Origin of the sequence: Snodgrassella sp. ESL0253 (assembly GCF_013344965.1) — a bacterium.
GTDB classification, from domain to species: domain Bacteria; phylum Pseudomonadota; class Gammaproteobacteria; order Burkholderiales; family Neisseriaceae; genus Snodgrassella; species Snodgrassella alvi_B.
The window spans coordinates 64439-86217 of the sequence record NZ_JAAEDQ010000004.1 but is presented as its reverse complement, the minus strand read 5'-3'; the positions used below and the strand labels follow the sequence as shown (position 1 = coordinate 86217).

The window sequence follows — 21779 nt, the reverse complement described above, 5'->3', positions numbered from 1 at the left end:
CGGCTCTGGTATAATTTCAAGAATTTTTACTGGATTTCAACGATACATCAATCATGACACAACAACGCAAAATACTGGTTACCTCTGCCTTGCCCTATGCAAACGGGAACATTCATCTGGGGCATATGGTTGAACATATTCAGACAGATATCTGGGTGCGTTTTCAGAAAGCCCGCGGACATGAGTGCTACTACGTCTGCGCTGATGACACGCATGGTACGCCGGTGATGCTGGCAGCACAAAAACAGGGTGTAACACCAGAAGAAATGATTACCAGAGTACGTCAGGACCATCTGGCCGATTTTACTGGTTTTGGTATTGGCTATGATAACTATTACAGTACCCATTCTCCTGAAAATGAAGCATTATCCCGTAGTATCTATCTGGCTTTGAAAGCCAATGGCAAAATTGAAAGCCGTACCATCAAGCAGTTGTTTGACCCGGAAAAAAATCTGTTTCTGCCAGACCGCTTTGTTAAAGGTGAATGCCCGAAATGTCATGCGCAGGACCAGTATGGCGACAATTGTGAAGCATGTGGTACTACCTATAGCCCAACCGAGCTGATTAATCCGTATTCTGCCATTTCTGGCGCTACTCCAGTACTGAAAGAATCAGAACATTTCTTCTTTAAGCTAGGAGAGTGCGCTGATTATCTGAAACAATGGACTGCCGGCAATACCCAACTGGCTGATGGCCGCCAGCAGCCGCATTTGCAGGCAGAAGCCCTGAATAAAATGAATGAGTGGCTTCAGGATGATAACCTAAGTGACTGGGACATCAGCCGTGATGCGCCTTATTTCGGTTTTGAAATTCCGGATGCACCCGGTAAATATTTTTATGTCTGGCTGGATGCGCCTATTGGCTACATGGCTTCGTTTAAAAACCTGTGTGAGCGCATCGGCGTGGATTTTGACCACTGGTTCCGTGCAGACACCGATACCGAAATGTATCATTTTATTGGCAAGGATATTCTGTATTTTCATGCACTGTTCTGGCCGGCAACCCTGCAATATGCAAACCTGCGTGCACCGACAGGCGTATTTGCTCATGGTTTTCTCACCGTAGATGGGCAAAAAATGTCTAAATCGCGCGGTACTTTCATTACAGCACGCTCCTATCTGGAACAGCGTCTGAATCCGGAATGGCTGCGGTATTATTTTGCGGCCAAGCTCAATAGCAAAATTGAAGACCTGGATTTAAATCTGAACGATTTTATCGCCCGTGTTAATAGCGATTTAGTTGGTAAATACGTGAATATTGCTGCCCGTGCTGCCGGGTTTATCAGCAAGCGTTTTCAGGGTAAATTAACCGATGTCAGCAACAGTGAGCTGTTGCCACAGTTACAGGCACAAAGTGAAGCCATTGCAGCCTGCTTTGAAGCACGGGAATATGCGCGAGCCTTGCGCGAAATCATGGCACTGGCCGATATCGTGAATGAATATGTAGATGCCAACAAACCGTGGGAGCTGGCACGGCAGGAAGGTCAGGAAGTACGTTTGCAGCAGGTATGCAGTGAGCTGATAAATGCTTTCCGTATCCTTACTGTCTATCTGTCGCCAGTATTACCGCAGTTGGCTACTGAAGCGGCAGCTTTTCTGAATGTGGCGCCACTAAGCTGGGCAGACAGCACCACTTTACTGCCAGCAGGTCACAGCATTAATGCCTATCAACACTTGATGCAGCGGGTGGAACAAAAGCAGATTGATGATTTGGTGGCGGCCAATCGCCAGAATATTCAGCCAGCGCCAACAGCTGCTACTGCCGCATATGAAGCTGTGGCTGCCACAGCCTCATTTGATGATTTCATGAAAATCGATATGCGTGTGGCCAGAGTGCTGACATGTGAAAAAGTTGAAGGTAGCAGCAAATTGCTCAAATTTCAGGTTGATCTTGGCTTTGAACAGCGTACGATATTTTCAGGTATTGCAGCCAGCTATCCTGAGCCCGAAAAACTGGTTGGACGCATGGTAATCGTGGTGGCCAATTTTGCGCCGCGTAAAATGGCCAAATTTGGTATGTCTGAGGGCATGATTACTTCGGCTGCCGGTAATGGCAAACTATTCTTATTGGATGTAGATAGTGGTGCTGAGCCAGGTATGAAAGTCGGCTGATTATTCATTCTCAAAAAACAGACCAGTTGATATTAACTGGTCTGTTTTTTTATCTAAAAAGTGATGAGATTGTTAATCTCATCACCTGTGATATGGCCGCTAAATTTCTGTAAGCAGAATCTTACACCTAAATGAAATGATTATTTCAACACTTCATGCAAGCGCTCTGAATCCAGACCTTTTTCCCAGCGTGCAACAACAATAGTAGCACAGGCATTGCCAACCAGATTGGTCAGGGCGCGGCATTCAGACATAAAGCGGTCAATACCTAGAATCAGCGCCATCCCTTCTACCGGTACAGACGGTACAACGGATAAGGTGGCAGCCAGTGTGATAAAGCCGGCGCCGGTTACCCCTGCTGCACCTTTCGAACTGAGCATGGCCACCAGCAGCAACAATACCTGCTGTTGCAGTGTCAGATCAATGTTACAAGCCTGCGCGATAAACAGTGCGGCCAGGGTCATGTAAATATTCGTACCATCCAGATTGAAGGAATAACCAGTAGGTACAACCAACCCAACAATTGATTTTTTGCAACCGGCATTTTCCATTTTCTGCATCAGCGTAGGCAGGGCGGCTTCAGATGAGCTTGTGCCCAGTACCAGTAACAGTTCTTCCTTAATGTACTTCACCAGCTTGATAATAGAAAAGCCGTTATAACGGGCTACCGCACCCAGCACAATCAGAATAAACAGCACTGAAGAAATATAGAAAGTCAGAATCAGGTAGAGCAGATTACCAATAGAGTCAATACCGTATTTACCAATGGTAAAGGCCATGGCACCAAATGCGCCTACTGGTGCCGCGCGCATCAGAATGGATACCATTTTGAAAACCGGTGCAGACAAATCATGAAAGATATTGATCAGCGGACGGGCTTTTTCACCAATCATGGCCAGAGAAACACCAAACAGAATAGCAATAAACAGGGTTTGCAGGATATTGCCATTGGTAAGCGGACTCATTGCAGTAGTCGGAATGATGTCCATCAGAAAACCGGTCAGACTGGATTCATGTGATTTCTGCACATATTCATGAACCTTGGCACTTTGCAGGGTAGTCGGGTCAATATTCAGACCGTGTCCCGGCTGGGCAATATTGGCCACAAGCAAGCCAATAACCAGTGCCAGAGTAGAGAAGGTGAGAAAATAAACCATAGCCTTGCCGGCTACACGTCCCATGGTTTTCATATTGGTCATCTCGGCGATACCGGTTACCACGGTGAGGAAAATAACCGGGGAGATGATCATTTTAACTAATTTGATGAAAGCATCGCCCAAAGGCTTCATGCTTTCGCCAACACTGGGGAAAAAGTTACCAAGTAAAATACCAATAATAATGGCGATAATTACCTGTACATATAGAATCTGATACCACCGCTGTTTCTTTTGTGGTGGATTCATTTCCTCAATTTCGAGTGGTAACATGTTAATCTCTCAAGGATTTGTGTTTAAAAACTACTGGGTTTTAAAGTTATTATGAGCATTATGAGGCATAATCCGCTGATTATAAAGCCTACATAACTTAACGGAAAAGCTTTATTAATTACTAAATGATAAACATACAGTCAAGAGACGCATACTATAAAGGATTTTTTTGTAAAAACATTAGCTTGGCAAAAATTTAATTCTATTTACGATGGTTTGTTTTATTTCTGGAAAGTATAAATATTATTCTTTATATTGTAATAGTAGAGTCATTTGACATAAATTACTCGGTTGTAAAAAAACCGTCTGCTCATATTGAACAGACGGTTTTAAATATATGGTCGGAGTGAAAGGATTCGAACCTTCGACCCCCTCGTCCCGAACGAGGTGCGCTACCGGGCTGCGCTACACTCCGAAAGAAGTTGTGCATTATAGGCAGCGCTGTGCACCTTGACAAGAGCAGGGCGCAAATTATTCCCAAAAAATGTCAGGAAGGTATCAGCCAGCATACAGCACAAATAGGCATGGCCTTTTTTTCAGTTGCGGCAGTACTTTCATGCTTCTCCATGTTGCAATACTCTGACTGATAATGGTTTGAGTGGGCATGGTTAAATCAGCTGCAATACACAGGCGGGTTTGCGGATGCAGGCTGGCAATCGCATCTGCCAGTAAAGCATCATTGCGGTAAGGCGTTTCAATGAAAAGCTGGGTTTCATTTTCCTGCCGTGAACGGTTTTCCAGTGCACGCAGACGTTCTGTACGTGCGGTTTTCTCTGCAGGCAGGTAGCCTTTAAAGGCAAAACACTGTCCATTGGCGCCAGAGGCCATCAGCGCCAGCATGATACTGGAAGGGCCAACCAGTGGCATAACGGTAAAACCAGCCTGATGTGCCAGTGCCACTAGCTGTGCTCCCGGGTCAGCTACTGCCGGACAGCCAGCTTCACTAAGTAGGCCCATACTGCGGCCAGCCTGTAACGGTTGCAATAATGCAGCAATATCGCGCTCTGCTGTATGTTCATTCAGCGTACGCAGATTCAGTTCACGAATCGGCGTGTGTACGCCAAATGCCTTTAAATGAGCACGCGCCGTTTTTTCGGCTTCAACAACAAAATCGGTCAGATTAACAATATATTCCCGTTCATATGCAAGCAGACAGGGCGTGTCTGCCGTTCCTAATGGTGTAGGAATCAGATAGAGTACAGGGCTGCTCATAAAATATTTATTCCTTCAGCCAGTAGAAAGTCCACCAGACGAAAAACCGGCAAACCAATTAGCGCATGTGGGTCTGTGCTTTCAATACGTTTAATCAACAGTGCGCCCAGTCCTTCACTTTTGGCCGCACCGGCACAATGGATTGCATCAGGTTCCAGCGTCAGATAATAACTAATTTGGGCATCTGTTAAAGTACGCATCATAACGCGTGTTTCATCAATATGCTGATGCAGGCGGTTTTCAGCAACATTCAGTACCGTCAGGGCACTGTAAAACACCACCTCCTGACCACTTAAATAGTGTAACATCTGTTGTGCTTTTGCCACGGTTAGCGGTTTACCCAGTTGCTGTTCGCGACACCATGCTACCTGATCGCAGCCGATAATCAATGTATCTGGATAAAGACTGGCTAGCGAATGGGCTTTACCACTGGCCAGACGTAAGGCAGTCTGTGGCGCAGCTTCGCCAGGTAGTGGTATTTCCTCAAAATCAGGTTTGACTGCCTCAAAAGGAATGTTCAATTGCTGAAGCTGCTGCTGGCGAAAACATGAACTGGAGGCCAGAATCAGCTTTTTCTCAATTGGCATAATTGCGAACTCATTGACATTAGAAGACTTAAATTATATCATCCGCCGTTTATGTTAGACCCTATTTTGATTGATACAGCCACGTTCACACGTGAACAGCAGCAACGCGGCGGTCAATTGCAGCTTCAGGCGCTTGACCGGCGGGTTTGGTCACATGAACTTTTGGCGCAACGCGATGGCATTATCCAGTATAAAGTCAGCGGTGGTATTGACCGCTGGCAGCGTCCTTTTATCGATATCAGCATAGAAGGTGAGTTGCAGCTGGTGTGTCAGCGCTGTTTACAGGCAGTTTCCTGGGCGCTGAATGACCAGTCGCATATAGTGCTGTTTGCCAGCGAACAGTTGCTGGACGAGGCCATGGCCGCTGATGAATCACTTGAAGGCGCAGTATGGAGTGCAGAATATAATCTTACTGCACTGCTGGAAGACCAGATTTTAATGGCGATTCCGGTTGCTCCGCGACATGAAGATTGTGATCACACTCTGGCACCCCAAACCAATCAAGACTCTGGCAATCCTTTTGCCAGACTGGCAGGACTGAAAAGCGGCCACTAACGAATTAACTTAAATTACCCAGGAGCTTTAACATGGCAGTACAACAAAACAAAAAATCACCTTCAAAACGTGGTATGCACCGTTCACACGATGGTCTGACCGCTGTACAGGTTTCTACTGACACCACTACTGGTGAAGTACATCTGCGTCATCACATTTCTCCAAATGGTATGTACCGCGGACGCAAGGTAATCAAAGCCAAAGGTGAATAATTCACATCTGTGATTATTAAATGCGTATGAAAGCCAGACATTGCATTAGCAATCACTGGCTTTTTTGTATCCATTGTTAGCAGGATAATTCATCCTGTTAAATAAAATACTTCCACTTTTCCAGCAGCCATCAGTGGCTTGCTCTTTATATTGACCCGGGTTTCCCATGAAAAAAATCTGGTATAACTACGAAGACATACATCGTGCCATCAAACAGCTGGCAGAAAAAATCCAGAAATCAGGACATTCATTTGATGCAATGATTGCTATCGGTGGTGGTGGATTTATTCCGGCTCGTATATTGCGAAGTTTTCTGAATATTCCTGTATATACTGTTACTTTGTCTTATTATGACATCAACGACTGTCCGACCGACTGCCCACAGAAAATCCAGTGGACTAATGGTTTTGATGAAAAAATGAAAGACAAAAAACTGCTGATTGTTGACGAAGTGGATGACAGTCGGGCTACACTAGAATACTGTATTCGTGAATTACAGCATGAAGGTTTCCAGCAGCTGGGCGTTGCTGTATTGCACGAGAAACGCAAACCCAAAAAAGGGGTATTGCCAGCTGATTTACCTTTCTATAGCGCAATACAGGTTGACGACTGGTGGATTAATTATCCTTGGGATGCACTTGATATTGATGAGCACTATGAAAACGTTGCAGCCCAAACGACACCTGAGGCATAACATATGACCTTGAAAACCATCGCAGTTGATGCAATGGGCGGCGATTTCGGACTGGATGTAACCATTCCGGGTGCGCTGACATTTTTACAGCAGCAAACAGATGCGGCACTGATTCTCGTTGGTGACGAGACTAAAATCAGAAATGCATTAACTGAAGCCAACGCTTCCATGGAGCGGATTACTATCTGTTCTGCCAGTGAAGTGGTAGGCATGGATGAAGAACCAACGTCAGCGCTCAAGAATAAAAAAGATTCTTCCATGCGTGTGGCCATCAACCAGATTAAAGAAGGTCAGGCGCAGGCTGCCGTATCGGCTGGTAATACTGGTGCCCTGATGGCAACCGCACGCTTTGTATTAAAAACCATTGCCGGTATTGATCGTCCGGCTATTGCCAAGTTTTTACCCGGCCGCAATAATCATGTCACACTGGTACTTGATCTTGGTGCCAATGTTGATTGCAGTAGTACTCAGCTTTTACAGTTTGCTATAGTTGGCAGCCAGCAGGTGGCAGCACTGTCGCCTGAAAATATCCGCCCGCGGGTGGGTTTGCTTAATGTTGGTACTGAAGATATCAAGGGTAATGCCGCCGTCAAGGAAACCTATCAGCTTCTACGGCGCAGCAATCTGAATTTTATCGGTAATGTTGAAGGTAATGCCATTTTTACGGCTGAAGTCGATGTACTCGTAGTTGATGGCTTTACCGGCAATGCCATGCTGAAAAGTATAGAAGGTGCTGTTAAATTCGTTGGTACAGTTGTTAAAGAGGAGTTTACCCGCAGCTGGTTTAATAAACTGGCCGCTTTGATTGCGTTACCAACATTAAAAGGCTTTAAACAACGTTTGGACCCACGACGCTTCAATGGTGCTATTTTTCTTGGTTTGCGTGGTGTGGTAGTCAAAAGCCATGGTGGCACCGATGCTACGGGTTTCTGTTTTGCACTGCAGGAGGCTTACAAGGCCATCAAAGCAGATTCAATCACGAAAATTCAGGCCGGTGTAGCCCAGCAACTGGCTGCACTGGAAGAATAAATCATCCTGTTACAAAGGCAGACAAGTTAAATAACTTTGTTTAAAATGTGGCCTTTGTCGTAAATAAAGACTATGCCATGCTAAATGCTCATATTCTAGGCACAGGCAGTTATCTGCCTGCACGCCGTCTGTCCAATGATGACCTGAGCAAAATTGTTGATACCTCAGATGAGTGGATTGCCACACGTACCGGTATCAAAGCGCGCCATATTGCTGGTGAAAATGAACAGACCAGTGATTTGGCTGTTGCTGCAGCACAGGCCGCACTCGCCGATGCTGCTATAGCCGCAGATGACATCGATCTGATTATTGTCGCTACATCAACGCCAGACATGACCTTTCCGGCTACTGCCTGCATCGTACAGAACAAACTTGGTATTTCTGGTTGCCCGGCATTTGATGTTCAGGCCGTGTGCGCCGGATTTATGTATGCAATGGCTACGGCCAATGCCTATATCAAAAGCGGTATGGCGAGCAAAGCACTGGTTATTGGCGCTGAAACTTTCAGCCGCCTGCTAGACTGGAATGACCGGCGTACATGCGTACTGTTTGGTGATGGTGCCGGAGCTGTAATTCTGGGTGCCTCCGAACAGGAGGGCGGTATCATCAAGACCAGATTACAGGCAGATGGCGGCTATAGCCATATCCTGCAAACGCCGGGAAAAATCGCTGCCGGTGCCATTGAAGGGTCACCCTATCTTTATATGGATGGTCAGGCAGTGTATAAATTTGCTGTCAAGGCACTGGCCAATATTGCCAAAGAAGTTATTGAAGAATCTGATTTACAGCCGGCTGATATAGACTGGATTATTCCGCATCAGGCCAATCTGCGTATCATCGAATCCACTGCCCGTCATCTGGGCGTACCGATGGACAAAGTCATTGTTACGCTGGCAGAGCAGGGTAACACCTCCGCTGCCTCTATTCCGCTTGCTCTGGATGAAGGGATTAAAAGCGGTCGCATCCAGCATGGCCAGACTTTATTACTCGAGGGTATTGGTGGTGGTTTTGCCTGGGGTGCGATTACCCTGAAATACTAATATCGTTCTTATCAGGGTCGGATTATGCTACCTCAATCTGCGTTAGCCAGTATGTATCCGGTCATTATGTCACCCAGCCATGATGGCCGTTACTTTGGTAATTATGTACAGTCGTTGCTGGCTTTGGTGGCGGCGCATACCAGTGCCGGTTTTCCGATACAGGTATTCATGCATCAGGGTGAAAGCCTGATTACCCGGGCGCGCAATAATTGCGTAGCCGAGTTCCTGGCGCATCCTGAATGGACACACTTGTGCTGGGTTGATACCGATATTGGTTTTTCACCGGAAGCATTTCAGCGCCTGCTGCTGGCAGATCGCGATATTGTTGCTGGCGTGTATCCGCTCAAGTTTGAGTCATGGCCAGCGGAAGGTATTGACGCACATATGACCCAGCAGCAGTTCAATGCCACCTATACCCGCTATACCATCAATATTAGTCAGGCAGATGCCAATAATGAAGTGCATGTACAGGTTGATGACGAAGGCTTTATTGAGCTTCCGGAAGCGCCAACCGGATTCATGGTTATTAAGCGTCAGGTCTTTACCCGTCTGATACAAGCTTATCCTGAACTGCAATATCAGCCTGATTCTCTTGGTGTTGCCGATCAGGGCTATCATTACCGTTTTTATGACTGTCTGGTTGATCCGGTAACCAAACGCTATTTGTCTGAGGATTTCAGTTTTTGCCGTTTATGGAATCTACTGGGCGGTAAAGTTTATGTTGATGCACGCTCCAATCTGACCCATATGGGTAATAAAATCTATCAGGGGCCATTTACCCAGTCACTAGAAGCTAATCTGGCTTATGCAATAGGCGCTCCAGCTGGTGCCAGAATGTTTCTGCACCACAATCAGCCTTTACAGGCTAACCAGCCTCCATCAAAATAATTATTTGGACATTAGTTCCATTCAAATCAAGGAAGACCATGAGTATTGCTTTTTTCTTTCCCGGTCAGGGGTCACAAAGTCTCAATATGATGGCCGGTTTCAACGACATGGCCGTTGTTAAAGAAACATTTGAACAGGCCTCGGCAGTGCTTGATCAGGATTTGTGGGCTCTGATGAATGGTGAGGACAACACCGCCCTGAATGAAACCGTTAACACCCAGCCACTGATGCTGACTGCCGGTATTGCTAGCTGGCGTGTCTATCAGCAACTGCACGGACAGATGCCGGTGATGCTGGCGGGTCATAGTCTGGGCGAATACTCCGCTCTGGTAGCAGCCGGCAGTCTGGCCTTTAATGATGCCGTTAAACTGGTTCGCCTGCGTGCTCAGTTGATGCAGGAAGCTGTACCAGCTGATGAAGGCGCAATGGCAGCAATCCTGGGACTGGATGATGATATCGTGCGTCAGGTTTGCTTACAGGCGCAAAATGAATTGTCTGGTACTGTTGCCGAAGCAGTAAACTATAACTCGCCCGGTCAGGTAGTGATAGCCGGAAGTACTGCGGCCATCTCCCGCGCCTGTGAACTGGCTAAAGCGGCTGGTGCCAAACGTGCACTGCCTTTACCTGTATCTGTACCTTCTCACTGTTGCCTGATGAAACCGGCTGCCGTCAAACTGGCTACGGCTTTGGCACAGGTTAAAGTTGAAACGCCGCAGATTCCGGTATTACATAATGTAGATGTTGCCGTGCATTCAGAGCCGGAAGCAATTAAACAGGCGCTGGTGCAGCAGTTGTATTCACCGGTACGCTGGACCGAAACAGTGAGCAAGCTGGTGGCAGAAGGTATTACTGAATTTGCAGAGTGTGGTCCGGGTAAAGTGCTGGCTGGTCTGGCTAAACGAATTGATAAAAGTGCCAGCTGTGCCGCATTAACCAGTGTGGAAACCATGGAAAGTTTTATTGCTGCGCATTCTGCCAGCTAAAGGAAAGAATTATGAATCAGGATTTAACAGGTAAAATCGCTCTGGTAACTGGTGCTACCCGTGGAATTGGCGCGGCTATTGCCCGGCTTCTGGCTGAAAAAGGAGCTAAGGTAATCGGTACGGCAACTTCTGCTACTGGTGTGGCCAGTATTAATCAGGCACTGGCTGATGTTGGCGGTGAAGGACGGGAATTACGTATTGCAGAGGAAAACAGTATTGAAAATCTGATTGCGGATATCGAAAGTAATATCGGCAATATTGCAATACTGGTGAACAATGCTGGTATTACCCGCGATAACCTCCTGATGCGCATGAAAGAAGCAGAATGGGATGAAATCATGCAAATCAACCTGAAATCAGCCTTTCGTGCCAGTAAAGCGGTAACGCGCAGCATGATGAAAGCACGCTGGGGGCGAATTATCAATGTGACTTCCGTGATTGGCTTTACCGGTAATGCCGGCCAGACAAACTATGCTGCCGCCAAGGCAGGACTGGTTGGATTCAGTAAATCCATGGCGCGCGAAGTAGGTACACGTGGTATTACTGTGAACTGTGTTGCACCCGGATTTATTGAAACCGATATGACACAGGCTTTACCACAGGAACAGCGTGATTTCTTTGCAGCACAAACTGCATTGAATCATTTTGGTACTGTAGAAGATGTGGCCGCAGCTGTATTGTTTCTGGCCAGTGAAGAAGCACGTTATATCACAGGGCAAACACTGCACGTTAACGGCGGAATGCTAATGCCCTGATACCTGATATCAGTTAAAACTATTTGCATAGCCATTTTGTACAATGCATACAAAATGGCTATGGTATAAATGCATTCTTAAATTGAAAAATCTTCTTCGAAAGAAGAATACAATGCAGACTCAATCCGGGCACGCGTTAGCCCCGGAGCGAATAAGGCCAGAAACTCATAGCCAAAGCCGCGCAGATAAACATCCTGCCTGAGTATAATCTGTGAAAACGAAGGTTCAAATAAATGTTCAGCGCTAATTAACTGCAAACCCTGATCCTGTGTACTGTCAAAAGCCATGCTGGCCATTAGCCCAATCCCCAATCCTTGTTTTACATAAGTTTTTATTACATCTGTATCAGCTGAAGCCAGTACTACTCTGGGTAAATTACAACCCTCCTGAGTAAAGGCACGGGCAATTTTGGATTGTTCGTTGAAAGCAATATCATAGGTAATGAGCGGGTAGGCAGCAATGTCCTCCAGTCGTAACGGACGTTTCAGATTCAACAGGGGATGATTGTCGGGAACAATGACACTGCGATTCCATGCCTCACAGCTCAGTTTACGCAACTCGGGGTGCTCAATTCCCATTCCCATGCCAATAGCAAAATCTACCTCTCCATCCAGTACCATATGGCTGATGGTTTTCGGGCTGGCAGTATGAATACTTAATTGAACCTGAGGATAGCGCTCAACGAAAGCAGATACGACTTCGGGTAAATCGTAACGCGCCAGTGTATGGGTAGTGGCAATAGTCAGAGAACCAATATTCTGATCCGCAAATTCTGTGCCGATACGCTTGATATTCTGTACTTCACGCAAAACCCGTTCGGCAGTTTCCAATACAATTTTGCCCGGTGCTGTAACTGCAACCATACGTTTGCCGTGGCGGATAAACAGAGGTACACCCAGTTCTTCTTCCAGCATGCGAATCTGCTTGGAAATACCCGGCTGGGAAGTAAACAGTACCTCTGCTGCTTCCGAGACATTCAGATTTTGACGATAAACCTCAACTGCATAGCGTAACTGTTGCAGCTTCATATTGCTTCAGCCCCTTTAAGTTTGGCGTTGTTTTAATTGTCGCTCAAATACAACAAAAAAGCTTCTTTATCTGCATCATAACGCAATTTACCCATTCTGACATGGGACACTTTCACTTGAGGCTGAACAAATTTACAAGCTAATCAGCCTGCTGCGGGCGATCAGCTCAAGAGAAGCTTGCATGTTGTTTTAAAGCAACTTAATTAGGGTGAGGGCGTGAATTTAGTTGTAAATAAGTGACACAAAGCTATTTTTTAGGCATGATGCACAGTTAGGAAGCGGGTCGTCTAGCAGCTTCGCCTTGGTAGTTTGCATATTGACAGTTTATGCTGCGGTTTTTTATAGTATAGGCCTGATTTACCAAGCTACCCGCCCGGTTTGAGCGGCCTGTAAATGGTATTTGTGTTTTGATCAGGCGAATTTCAGGCTGAATCAACACATAACAAATTTTTTGATGAGGGAATAACATGACCAAACAGCTAAAATTGAGCGCATTGATCGTTGCTATGGCTGCTTCAACTGCCGCTTTTGCCAATGGTGTTGTACCGGGTGCCGACTGGACCGGTGAACCTGCTGGTGCTTACAATGGCTATACTACTAGCTCTGCTCCTGAAAAAGGAACTGGCGAAATTCTTGTCACCCGTGAAAACGGTGCTGATGGCACACCTGAATGTGTGAAAAACCGTTTCAACAACGATAACGAGCCTACTCTGGGTAACAACTGCGGTCACCCAGTCGTTGTTGCTCAGGCTGCTCCTCAAGCGCCTAAATTTGTTGATGAAACTGTATCTTTGTCTGCTAACTTCCTGTTTGGCTTTGATAAATACAACTTGCGTCCGGAAGCAATTGATACTCTGAATCAATTGGCTACCCGTCTGGCTGACAGCAGCGTACAAACTGTACGTGTTGAAGGTCACACCGACTTTAAAGGTTCTGAAGCATATAACCAGACTCTGTCTGATCATCGTGCTCATGCTGTTGCTGAATATCTGGTTTCCAAAGGCGTTCCTGCTGAGAAAATCTCTGCAGTTGGCTTGGGCAAATCTGAAGCACGCATGACCGAATCCTGTCAGGCTGAAGTTGCCAAACTGGGCAAAAAAGTTTCAGCTGCCAAGAAACGTGCTGCTTTGATCGAATGTATCGCACCTGATCGCCGTGTAGACGTTAAAATCCGCACTATGGTAGCTAAAAAAGTTAGATAATTTTCTACCTTAGTGATAAAAAACCCTGCTCTAAGCAGGGTTTTTTTGTATCAATGATAATTTGGGTAGCTTAAATATATTTTTTTGTTATTGCCAGTGCGATTTGCAAAAATGGTAGTTTGCTGCAGTTTTTAATTAAAATAGATATTTTATTTATTACTGCTGCTTTTTGATGATTAGCTTATAAATGTTAATATATGTTATTATGTGAATATTAAATCTATTAATGTAAAAAATATCAGTTATTTTTAACTAAATTCATAAATTTTTATTAACAATTATGTCCAGCATATAGAATTGTTGCTCAAGTAAACGGGAAAGTGTTGATTAAATTCTTATTTATTGAGTTCAAACGGAAACTAAGCTTTAAATAATGAGAAATATTTATAAAACTCAATTTAATATCGTTTTAATTATGAAATATGCAAAATTTCTGTTCTTAATTTTATGCTGTTATCTTTGTGCTGCCTGCACTGCCCAGTTTCATCGAGTCCCTGATACTTCTGGAGAGAAAAAACATGTTGTCGTAAAATTTCAACGGCAAAATACAGCTCCGCAGACCGGTGTAGTATTGGTTGAACCAATGGACTTACAAAGTGGTGATATTTTATTTTCTGCTGATTCTAGTCTGAATTCACGCGTTTTGCGTCTGTTTGGTAACACATCGGTCAGCCATGCATTTCTGTATCTGGGCGATGGCGAAATTGCAGAGGCTGTTGGTGGCGGTGTGCATATTATGTCACTGGCTGAAAGTGTTGATGAAAGTCCGTTACTGGTGGTTTATCGCCATCCACATTTGAATAATTTGCAGGCTGAAAAAATTCGTCAATTTGCCAAGGCTGAAGCTGGGGGGAAATACAATTATCTGGGTATTATCAAGCAAACTCCTTATACTTTCACGCGTAAAGTATGCGAATTACCAGTAATTCCCCGTGCCTTTCGCCATCTGTGTCTGAATACCATGGCATTGGTGCAGGTAACACCTTTCTCTTCTGATCGCTATTTTTGCTCGCAGCTAGTAGTAGCCGCCTATGATTATGCTGGACTGCCTTTAACCAAAACCCCGGCTGAGTGGGTTGCACCCAGTGATTTGCTGCATATGCGCGCTGGTGATATCCCCTCTGTGGTACCGGTTTATCCATTGCAATATGTTGGCCATTTACGTTGTAAAATATCCTTATGGCAACGCAGTTGCACCCTGGCAGATATCTGAATATTTAGTATTATTGTGTAAATTCACTGTAAGACAATGGTTACTATTCTGGTTAAATAAAATCATCAGTTTGATGTCGATGAATCAGATACCGGAGAACCATTATTTGAGCTGATTGATTGTGATAAAACTATGTTGTCCCATTAATCAGACTCACTATCGAGTTAGTTTGCTAATGAAATATTTGTGGCTAATATAAGTAGATTAACTGGATTATTTATTTAGTCTGAAAAATAGATTAATTCACAGTATAAATAATTAACTGTATCCAGTTCATGAATATGGTCAGTTCCCGTCTGATGAATACTGGGACATTCAAATGCAGAATTGAAAGGGAATGGTTTCAGCCAGAGTCGCAGGCGCATACAGAAAGTGTAATACCCGTCTGCCATTTGTCTGGATGGCTTTAGAAGATGAGTGCACAATAAGCGGTCGCATAATAACCGCACCACCTTTGGATAAAATACACTCTTGCTCTCTTTGTTGATCACGCAGCCGTAGCAGTTCTGATTCAGCAATTCTGCCATGCTGATGTGTACCCGCAACCACTTTGAGCGGACCATGCTCATGCAAACAATCGTCTATGTGCAATCTTACTGCAACAAGTTGCTGCATATATTGCGCGGGTGGCTGTACAAACAATATATTCTGTTTGTGAGACCAGCCTGTGAAGCGGCTGTCACAGAACCGGTGTCTGACAGCTATACTTAAATCCTGATGTAGCGGTACCAGCCAGTTTTTGTCTGCTGATTTTTTGAATAAGGTGCATTGAATCGCAATCGGTTTTTCTGGAAGCAGAGTAGTTAGCAGCGTGTTGGTTTTTAAATCGTTAGCAAGTAACTGGCACCAGGCAGTGTAAGTAATTCACGGCTGCCAGCAGTGGTTAAATTAACCTGTTCTAGCTGTTGTTCTATTTCTGTTAGTTGTTGCGGCGTAATTAATGCATTAATAACAGCATAGCCATTTTGTTCGAAATAATCTTTTGTGTACATATTTATTTCATAAGAGTTTATTCAGTTCAATGGTAGAATAATTTACTCTGGAAATATATATATTATTGAGTAATTACATTTTAGCTTTAATATTAGTTTTTTGTGAATATTTTTCTGAATGCCGCATAAAATTGCGTATAACAGTCAATTTGCAGTATAAAGAATGAAAGTTAAGTGCTTGCTGGATTGTAATTAACACATTTAATCTGAATAATAGGGTGAGAAATATGGCGATGATTAACTTATATTCTCTGCTAAAGGTTAGTTTATCTGCTAGCGATGATGAAATCCGTTGTGCATTGAAAAGGGCAGCAGATGAGCAGATTTTAGATTGGGAAAGATGGCAAACCTGTCGCAAAGTATTGCTTAACCCTGATTTGCGGACAAAATATAATGCTAAATTGCTGACAGAAAATCCACAGTTAAGGCAGGAGATAATTCCTGAACTATTAGAACCTGTTGAAACTAAAGTAGAGAAGTCTGAGGAGTATAGACTGTTTAACGAAAATGAGTATCAGCCAAAGTATTCATTTACTATTAAAATTCCTTTTTTGGCTTTAAAACGTAAGCTAACGCCTATGTTTAATCCAGATACAGGTGAATTTAAAATAGCATATACGGGATTATCTATAACGCCTTTTTTTATGGGTTTCCTTACTCCATTATTAGTTAAAGATGTTCGAGGCTCATTGTACTGGTTTATCTGGTGCGTAATTATTTCCTTTCTTGGTGCTCAGCTTAATTTTCCCAGATTGGGGACACTGCTATTTATTGTAGTCATGTGCTTTTGTTACTGTAATCAGTATACAAAGCATTTGCTTAAACAAGGATTTAAATTTTGTGGTACTTCAGAACAAAATTATCGCGCAGCCAGAATTTTAAAAATGGAATTAAATTCAGCCAATACAGTATCTGATGTTAAAGTAACTCAGATTAAGAATGGCATACTTGATAACCTTGTCAGGTTATTTATTTTCTTTCCAATAGCAATAGTTTGTTTATATCTAATACGAATAGTTTATTCAGTGCTGACTGAAGTATTTATAAATTTATCTCTTATATTTATTTCTGCAAAATAAATATCTATCCCAGTAAGAAATATATTACAAGATAATGCTGTTACCGTAGTAGATAATCTGAATGATTAAGATTCTGGGATATTGTGAAGAGATAAATATGCCTTTAATGAACCTAATACAGCTTATACTTTAATATGGCACTATAAAAAGCTTGATGGTTTAGTTGAAGTCATATTACGGCATGTGGCTAGTAGTACAAGCTATAATAGTAAAAGAAGTTGATTGTGAAAGGCACAGTTCGCGTTCTGTCGAAGAGGAAGATGGTATTGTCGAGGCATTTCCGGTAATTTGCTGATCATTTAACGTATGAAGATTATGGCACAGCTGGTGCAATAATCGACACGGTAAACGCATTGGTCAAATGATTGAACCTAATATTTATAGATGCCAATTAGATTATATTTGCAATAAAAAACCGGGTGGCGCATAAATGCCATCCGGTTTTTGAATTTTTTAAATTATGAATCTTACAGAATATCTTTTTTATCAGTTAATTGAGGTAGCAATGCATCCTGATTTACTGATAACAGCCCACTCTTGGTATAGATTCCCAGTTTATTACGGGTATCGGCAATATCCAGATTACGCATGGTGAGCTGGCCTATACGATCGGCTGGAGAAAAGGCAGTATTATCGACTTTTTCCATACTTAGCCGTTCCGGCTGATAGGTCAGATTTGGCGATTCGGTATTAAGAATAGAGTAATCGTTACCACGACGTAATTCCAGAGTTACTTCACCAGTAATGGCTTTAGCTACCCAGCGCTGTGCAGTTTCGCGCAGCATCAGTGCCTGTGAGTCAAACCAGCGCCCCTGATACAGCAATCTGCCCAGACGCAAGCCATTGATGCGGTACTGTTCGATGGTATCTTCATTATGAATACCGGTGAGCAGACGCTCATAGGCAATATGCAGCAATGCCATCGCCGGTGCTTCATAAATACCACGTGATTTGGCCTCAATAATGCGGTTTTCAATCTGATCGGTCATACCCAAACCATGGCGGCCGCCGATTCGATTGGCTTCCAGAATCAAGGCTACCGGATCATTGTATTCAACCCCATTTAAAGCTACTGGTACGCCTTCTGCAAAACGTACGCGTACTTCTTCTGCCTTGATGGTTACCTGCTCGTCCCAGAAAGCAACCCCCATGATTGGCTGTACGATTTTCATGCTGCTATTGAGCATTTCCAAGTCTTTGGCTTCATGGGTTGCACCAAGCATATTGGAATCGGTTGAGTAGGCTTTTTCTACTGACATTTTGTAGTCGAAACCCTGAGCAATCAGGAACTCCGACATTTCATGCCGACCGCCCAGCTCATCAATAAACTGCTGATCCAGCCATGGTTTGTAAATGCGCAAAGCCGGATTGGTTAACAGGCCATAGCGATAGAAGCGTTCAATATCGTTGCCTTTATAGGTTGAGCCGTCACCCCAGATATGGACATCGTCTTCTTTCATTGCGGCCACCAGCATCGTACCGGTAACAGCGCGGCCTAACGGCGTGGTGTTGAAATACGGCATACCACCAGTGTGCACATGAAAGGCACCGCTTTGAATGGCTGCGATACCTTCACGTGCTAGTTGAGTACGGCAATCAATCAGCCGGGCTTTCTGTGCACCGTATTTCAGTGCTTTTTCTGGAATGGCATGGTAATCGTCTTCATCTGGCTGTCCCAGATTGGCCGTATAGGCGTAGGGTAAGGCACCTTTCAGTTTCATCCACAGCAATGCTGTTGAGGTATCCAGCCCGCCGGAAAAAGCAATGCCGACTTTTTCGCCCACGGGCAGGTGTTGCAGGATAGTACTGTGATCACTCATATTTACTCCTTTGAGTTGTGCATTTGTAGAATCTGAAAAAATTATTGCCACACCAGTAAGGCATGGTTGCGTTTACCGCGACGTACAATGGTGTATTGTCCGAAACGTTTGTCGCTATCGCTGAATACATAGTCAGCACTGTCTATTTTCTGACCATTAACCATTACTGCTCCCTGACTGATAAAGCCGCGTGCTTCATTGTTGGATTTAGCCAGCGCTGCTGTGGTTAATGCCTGTACAATGTTAATGGAATCGGTAATGGTAAAGGCGGGCAGGCCGTCCAAAGATAATTGCTGGAAATCGCTTTCAGTAAGAGCACTCTGGTCTTCGGCAAACAGGCTGGCAGAAATACGCTGGGCAGCTGCCAGTGCTTCTTCACCATGAATTAACCGGGTCATTTCTTCAGCCAGAATACGCTGCGCTTGCGGCTTGGTGCCACTGGCCTGATCATTTGCTTCAATGGCATCTATATCGGCAACGCTGAGGAAGGTAAAGTATTTGAGGAATTTGTATACATCGGCATCAGCAACTTTTAACCAGAACTGGTAGAACTGATAGGGGGAGGTCTTCTCTGCACTTAGCCACACTGCGCCACCTTCGGTTTTGCCGAATTTGGTGCCATCAGCTTTGGTTACCAGTGGCAGGGTTAAACCATATACGGTAGCCTGATGCAGGCGGCGGGACAGGTCAATACCACCGGTGATATTGCCCCACTGGTCTGAACCACCAATTTGTAGTACGGCACCGTGGCGGCGATACAGCTCGGCAAAGTCATAACCCTGTAGCAGGGCATAAGCGAATTCAGTAAAAGAAATACCCACATCATCACGGCTTAGACGCTGTTTTACGGATTCCTTATTCAGCATGGCGTTCACGGAAAAGTGTTTACCGATGTCGCGCAGGAAATCCAGACAGTTCATGTTGCCGAACCAGTCGTAGTTATTCGCCATGATGGCTGCGTTTTCACCGCTAAAGCTGAGAAATGGCTGCAACTGGGCACGTATTTTGGCTACCCAATCCTGTACGGTTTCCAATGTATTGAGTGAACGTTCCTGAGCCTTGAAACTGGGGTCGCCAATCATGCCGGTGGCACCACCTACAAGGGCAATAGGCGTGTGTCCGGCCAGTTGAAAACGGCGCAATACCAGAATAGGTAATAAATGGCCGATATGCAGGCTGTCGGCAGTGGGGTCAAAACCACAGTAAAGGGTGATTTTCTGTTCGTTTAATAAGGTATCAAGAGCCTGAGCATCGGTAGTTTGGGCAATCAGGCCACGCTGCTGTAAATCGTGAACAACACTGGTCATGGTGAGATTTTATACTTTCATATTAAATAAAAATGGCTAAAACCGGTTTTTACTGGTATCTGGCTGCATGAAAAAGCCAAAATAGCAAATATCATAAAACGTTTTGGCTGATTCTGGCCAGTTAGCCTGTTTTCCAGTTAGATAATTAATAATGATGCATTATTTTACACGATTTGTTTGTTACTGCATTTATGCTTGCCATAAATTGATAAATCATTAGTTTGGCTATGGCAAGAGAAGTTATACCTGCTTTTGTCGGTGCTGAGGCTGTTAATATGTGTATTTGCATATTTAATGCATTAATTATGATGAAAATCAATGCTTAAGATGGTATGTATGGTTGTTGTGCCGATATTTTGCCATGCAGAAACAGGACAATCTTTGTCGGCTGAAATCAGGGGAGTTTAACTTTTACTGTTCGGTAAGGGAATTTTGCCAGCTTAGATCATGACTTGCTATGAACTGGAATGCATAAAAAAGCAACAGCCCTGCCCGGGCTGTTGCTGGCTAGCTGTTACTGTCAGTTAAACATTAAACAGGAAGTGGATGACGTCGCCGTCGTTCACCACATATTCTTTGCCTTCGGCACGCATTTTACCGGCTTCTTTGGCTTTGGCTTCACCGCCACAGGCAATAAAATCGGCGTAGGCAATTACCTGTGCGCGGATAAAGCCACGTTCAAAGTCAGTATGTATTACCCCTGCAGCCTGAGGAGCAGTATCACCTTTATGAATAGTCCATGCTCTGACTTCCTGCACACCAGCAGTAAAATAGGTTTGCAGGCCAAGCAGGTCGTAGCCGGCGCGAATCAGACGATTCAGTCCGGGCTCTTTTAAGCCCATTTCTGCTAAGAATTCTGCTTTATCAGCCTCGTCCAGATCTGCAATTTCACTTTCCATAGCAGCGCACAGGGTAACAACAGGCGCATTTTCCTGTGCGGCTAGCTGTTGCAGGCGTTGCAGATGGGGGTTGTTATCGAAGCCATTCTCGGCCACATTGGCCACATACATGGCAGGTTTAACCGTCAGCAGGCACAGTGGTTTAATCAGCGCCAGCTCGTCCTGATCCAGCCCGGCTGCGCGAACTGGTTTACCTTCCAGCAGGTGTTGCTGTAGGCGTTCCAGAATAGCCACCAGTTTTTGTGCTTCCTTGTCACCGGATTTGGCCCGTTTACCTTCACGCACAATAGTTTTTTCTACGCTGGCCAAATCTGCCAGTGCCAGCTCGGTACCAATAACTTCAATATCGGAAATCGGATCTACTTTGCCGGCAACATGGACAATATTGTCATCATCAAAACAGCGTACCACATTAACAATGGCATCGGTTTCACGGATGTTGGCGAGAAACTGGTTACCCAGACCTTCGCCTTTGCTGGCACCAGCTACCAATCCGGCAATATCGACAAATTCAACAATGGCCGGCTGGGTGCGTTTCGGGTTAACAATTTTGGCCAGTTCAGCCATACGTTCATCTGGTACTTCAACAATGCCGACATTTGGCTCAATAGTACAGAAAGGGTAGTTGGCAGCTTCAATGCCAGACTGGGTCAGGGCGTTAAACAGGGTGGATTTGCCCACATTGGGTAAACCCACAATGCCACATTTCAAACTCATGATATTCCTTGGAAATTGGCTGGATATAA

General features: G+C 44.6%; 21 protein-coding genes and 1 tRNA gene. 12 read left to right on the top strand and 10 right to left on the bottom strand.

Annotated features, from left to right (window positions below; all coding sequences use genetic code 11):
* Nucleotides 1-53 precede the first annotated feature (53 nt).
* The gene (gene metG / locus GYX26_RS04765) at nt 54-2111 is read left to right on the top strand and encodes a methionine--tRNA ligase (RefSeq protein ID WP_174828323.1); all 2058 of its coding nucleotides are present in this window, start codon (nt 54-56) and stop codon (nt 2109-2111) included.
* Between the two features lie 140 nt (nt 2112-2251).
* On the opposite strand, the gene GYX26_RS04760 is transcribed toward metG, so the two are convergent.
* From GYX26_RS04760 to GYX26_RS04745, 4 genes are all read right to left on the bottom strand, one after another.
* Entirely contained in the window at nt 2252-3538 is a 1287-nt protein-coding gene (locus GYX26_RS04760; RefSeq protein ID WP_100090802.1) for a dicarboxylate/amino acid:cation symporter, read from the bottom strand.
* A gap of 338 nt (nt 3539-3876) precedes the next feature.
* Nucleotides 3877-3953 (bottom strand) — tRNA-Pro (locus tag GYX26_RS04755).
* A gap of 83 nt (nt 3954-4036) precedes the next feature.
* Nucleotides 4037-4750, bottom strand: coding sequence for an SAM-dependent methyltransferase (locus tag GYX26_RS04750; RefSeq protein WP_100138334.1), 714 nt, complete (start codon nt 4748-4750; stop codon nt 4037-4039).
* Nucleotides 4747-5337 (bottom strand): nucleoside triphosphate pyrophosphatase, encoded by a 591-nt coding sequence (locus GYX26_RS04745; RefSeq protein ID WP_174828322.1) that lies wholly within the window; start codon nt 5335-5337, stop codon nt 4747-4749. Before GYX26_RS04745 ends, GYX26_RS04750 begins: the two co-directional genes overlap by 4 nt.
* A gap of 51 nt (nt 5338-5388) precedes the next feature.
* On the opposite strand from GYX26_RS04745, the gene GYX26_RS04740 reads away from it, so the two are divergent.
* From GYX26_RS04740 to fabG, 8 genes are all read left to right on the top strand, one after another.
* The gene (locus tag GYX26_RS04740; RefSeq protein ID WP_174828321.1) at nt 5389-5892 is read left to right on the top strand and encodes a DUF177 domain-containing protein; all 504 of its coding nucleotides are present in this window, start codon (nt 5389-5391) and stop codon (nt 5890-5892) included.
* Nucleotides 5893-5924: 32 nt separating this feature from the next.
* Nucleotides 5925-6104 carry a 50S ribosomal protein L32 gene (gene rpmF, locus GYX26_RS04735; protein ID WP_037404788.1) on the top strand — a complete coding sequence of 60 codons (180 nt, stop codon included), beginning with the start codon at nt 5925-5927 and terminating at the stop codon, nt 6102-6104.
* A gap of 166 nt (nt 6105-6270) precedes the next feature.
* Nucleotides 6271-6798, top strand: a complete 528-nt coding sequence (locus GYX26_RS04730) for a phosphoribosyltransferase (protein ID WP_100090806.1) — start codon at nt 6271-6273, stop codon at nt 6796-6798.
* Nucleotides 6799-6807: 9 nt separating this feature from the next.
* Complete coding sequence (plsX, locus tag GYX26_RS04725; protein WP_174828404.1) at nt 6808-7827, top strand: phosphate acyltransferase PlsX; 1020 nt, start codon at nt 6808-6810, stop codon at nt 7825-7827.
* A gap of 77 nt (nt 7828-7904) precedes the next feature.
* Nucleotides 7905-8867, top strand: a complete 963-nt coding sequence (locus tag GYX26_RS04720) for a beta-ketoacyl-ACP synthase III (RefSeq protein WP_174828320.1) — start codon at nt 7905-7907, stop codon at nt 8865-8867.
* Nucleotides 8868-8891: 24 nt separating this feature from the next.
* On the top strand, nt 8892-9755 hold the full coding sequence (locus tag GYX26_RS04715; protein ID WP_174828319.1) for a hypothetical protein: 864 nt from the start codon (nt 8892-8894) through the stop codon (nt 9753-9755).
* Nucleotides 9756-9793: 38 nt separating this feature from the next.
* Nucleotides 9794-10738 (top strand): ACP S-malonyltransferase, encoded by a 945-nt coding sequence (gene fabD, locus GYX26_RS04710; RefSeq protein WP_174828318.1) that lies wholly within the window; start codon nt 9794-9796, stop codon nt 10736-10738.
* An 8-nt stretch (nt 10739-10746) separates the two neighbouring features.
* Nucleotides 10747-11493, top strand: a complete 747-nt coding sequence (fabG, locus tag GYX26_RS04705; RefSeq protein WP_174828403.1) for a 3-oxoacyl-ACP reductase FabG — start codon at nt 10747-10749, stop codon at nt 11491-11493.
* 77 nt (nt 11494-11570) lie between these two features.
* Here fabG and GYX26_RS04700 read toward each other — a convergent pair whose 3' ends face one another.
* Nucleotides 11571-12521: a CysB family HTH-type transcriptional regulator gene (locus tag GYX26_RS04700; protein WP_174828317.1), complete on the bottom strand. Its 951-nt coding sequence runs from the start codon at nt 12519-12521 to the stop codon at nt 11571-11573.
* 467 nt (nt 12522-12988) lie between these two features.
* Here GYX26_RS04700 and GYX26_RS04695 point away from each other — a divergent pair, with 467 nt between their 5' ends.
* Complete coding sequence (locus GYX26_RS04695) at nt 12989-13723, top strand: OmpA family protein (protein WP_174828316.1); 735 nt, start codon at nt 12989-12991, stop codon at nt 13721-13723.
* A gap of 583 nt (nt 13724-14306) precedes the next feature.
* Nucleotides 14307-14936 carry a hypothetical protein gene (locus GYX26_RS04690; protein ID WP_174828315.1) on the top strand — a complete coding sequence of 210 codons (630 nt, stop codon included), beginning with the start codon at nt 14307-14309 and terminating at the stop codon, nt 14934-14936.
* Nucleotides 14937-15251: 315 nt separating this feature from the next.
* Here GYX26_RS04690 and GYX26_RS04685 read toward each other — a convergent pair whose 3' ends face one another.
* Together GYX26_RS04685 and GYX26_RS04680 are read right to left on the bottom strand one after the other, a co-directional pair.
* Nucleotides 15252-15710 (bottom strand): phytanoyl-CoA dioxygenase family protein, encoded by a 459-nt coding sequence (locus tag GYX26_RS04685; RefSeq protein WP_370520847.1) that lies wholly within the window; start codon nt 15708-15710, stop codon nt 15252-15254.
* A 47-nt stretch (nt 15711-15757) separates the two neighbouring features.
* On the bottom strand, nt 15758-15928 hold the full coding sequence (locus tag GYX26_RS04680) for a hypothetical protein (RefSeq protein ID WP_174828314.1): 171 nt from the start codon (nt 15926-15928) through the stop codon (nt 15758-15760).
* A gap of 227 nt (nt 15929-16155) precedes the next feature.
* Here GYX26_RS04680 and GYX26_RS04675 point away from each other — a divergent pair, with 227 nt between their 5' ends.
* The gene (locus GYX26_RS04675) at nt 16156-17007 is read left to right on the top strand and encodes a hypothetical protein (protein ID WP_174828313.1); all 852 of its coding nucleotides are present in this window, start codon (nt 16156-16158) and stop codon (nt 17005-17007) included.
* Between the two features lie 467 nt (nt 17008-17474).
* On the opposite strand, the gene argG is transcribed toward GYX26_RS04675, so the two are convergent.
* The 3 genes from argG to ychF form a co-directional block, all read right to left on the bottom strand.
* A complete protein-coding gene (gene argG, locus GYX26_RS04670) occupies nt 17475-18827 on the bottom strand; it encodes an argininosuccinate synthase (RefSeq protein ID WP_174828312.1) in 1353 nt (450 codons plus the stop codon).
* A 41-nt stretch (nt 18828-18868) separates the two neighbouring features.
* On the bottom strand, nt 18869-20134 hold the full coding sequence (gene tyrS / locus GYX26_RS04665) for a tyrosine--tRNA ligase (protein ID WP_174828311.1): 1266 nt from the start codon (nt 20132-20134) through the stop codon (nt 18869-18871).
* A 524-nt stretch (nt 20135-20658) separates the two neighbouring features.
* Nucleotides 20659-21750, bottom strand: a complete 1092-nt coding sequence (gene ychF / locus GYX26_RS04660) for a redox-regulated ATPase YchF (RefSeq protein ID WP_174828310.1) — start codon at nt 21748-21750, stop codon at nt 20659-20661.
* Nucleotides 21751-21779 lie beyond the last annotated feature (29 nt).

Coding starts and splice junctions, on each gene's coding strand:
- metG (WP_174828323.1), top strand. CDS start 54: ATGACACAACAACGCAAAATACTGGTTACCTCTGCCTTGCCCTATGCA.
- GYX26_RS04760 (WP_100090802.1), bottom strand. CDS start 3,538: ATGTTACCACTCGAAATTGAGGAAATGAATCCACCACAAAAGAAACAG.
- GYX26_RS04750 (WP_100138334.1), bottom strand. CDS start 4,750: ATGAGCAGCCCTGTACTCTATCTGATTCCTACACCATTAGGAACGGCA.
- GYX26_RS04745 (WP_174828322.1), bottom strand. CDS start 5,337: ATGCCAATTGAGAAAAAGCTGATTCTGGCCTCCAGTTCATGTTTTCGC.
- GYX26_RS04740 (WP_174828321.1), top strand. CDS start 5,389: ATGTTAGACCCTATTTTGATTGATACAGCCACGTTCACACGTGAACAG.
- rpmF (WP_037404788.1), top strand. CDS start 5,925: ATGGCAGTACAACAAAACAAAAAATCACCTTCAAAACGTGGTATGCAC.
- GYX26_RS04730 (WP_100090806.1), top strand. CDS start 6,271: ATGAAAAAAATCTGGTATAACTACGAAGACATACATCGTGCCATCAAA.
- GYX26_RS04720 (WP_174828320.1), top strand. CDS start 7,905: ATGCTAAATGCTCATATTCTAGGCACAGGCAGTTATCTGCCTGCACGC.
- GYX26_RS04715 (WP_174828319.1), top strand. CDS start 8,892: ATGCTACCTCAATCTGCGTTAGCCAGTATGTATCCGGTCATTATGTCA.
- fabD (WP_174828318.1), top strand. CDS start 9,794: ATGAGTATTGCTTTTTTCTTTCCCGGTCAGGGGTCACAAAGTCTCAAT.
- GYX26_RS04700 (WP_174828317.1), bottom strand. CDS start 12,521: ATGAAGCTGCAACAGTTACGCTATGCAGTTGAGGTTTATCGTCAAAAT.
- GYX26_RS04695 (WP_174828316.1), top strand. CDS start 12,989: ATGACCAAACAGCTAAAATTGAGCGCATTGATCGTTGCTATGGCTGCT.
- GYX26_RS04690 (WP_174828315.1), top strand. CDS start 14,307: ATGGACTTACAAAGTGGTGATATTTTATTTTCTGCTGATTCTAGTCTG.
- GYX26_RS04680 (WP_174828314.1), bottom strand. CDS start 15,928: ATGTACACAAAAGATTATTTCGAACAAAATGGCTATGCTGTTATTAAT.
- GYX26_RS04675 (WP_174828313.1), top strand. CDS start 16,156: ATGGCGATGATTAACTTATATTCTCTGCTAAAGGTTAGTTTATCTGCT.
- argG (WP_174828312.1), bottom strand. CDS start 18,827: ATGAGTGATCACAGTACTATCCTGCAACACCTGCCCGTGGGCGAAAAA.
- tyrS (WP_174828311.1), bottom strand. CDS start 20,134: ATGACCAGTGTTGTTCACGATTTACAGCAGCGTGGCCTGATTGCCCAA.
- ychF (WP_174828310.1), bottom strand. CDS start 21,750: ATGAGTTTGAAATGTGGCATTGTGGGTTTACCCAATGTGGGCAAATCC.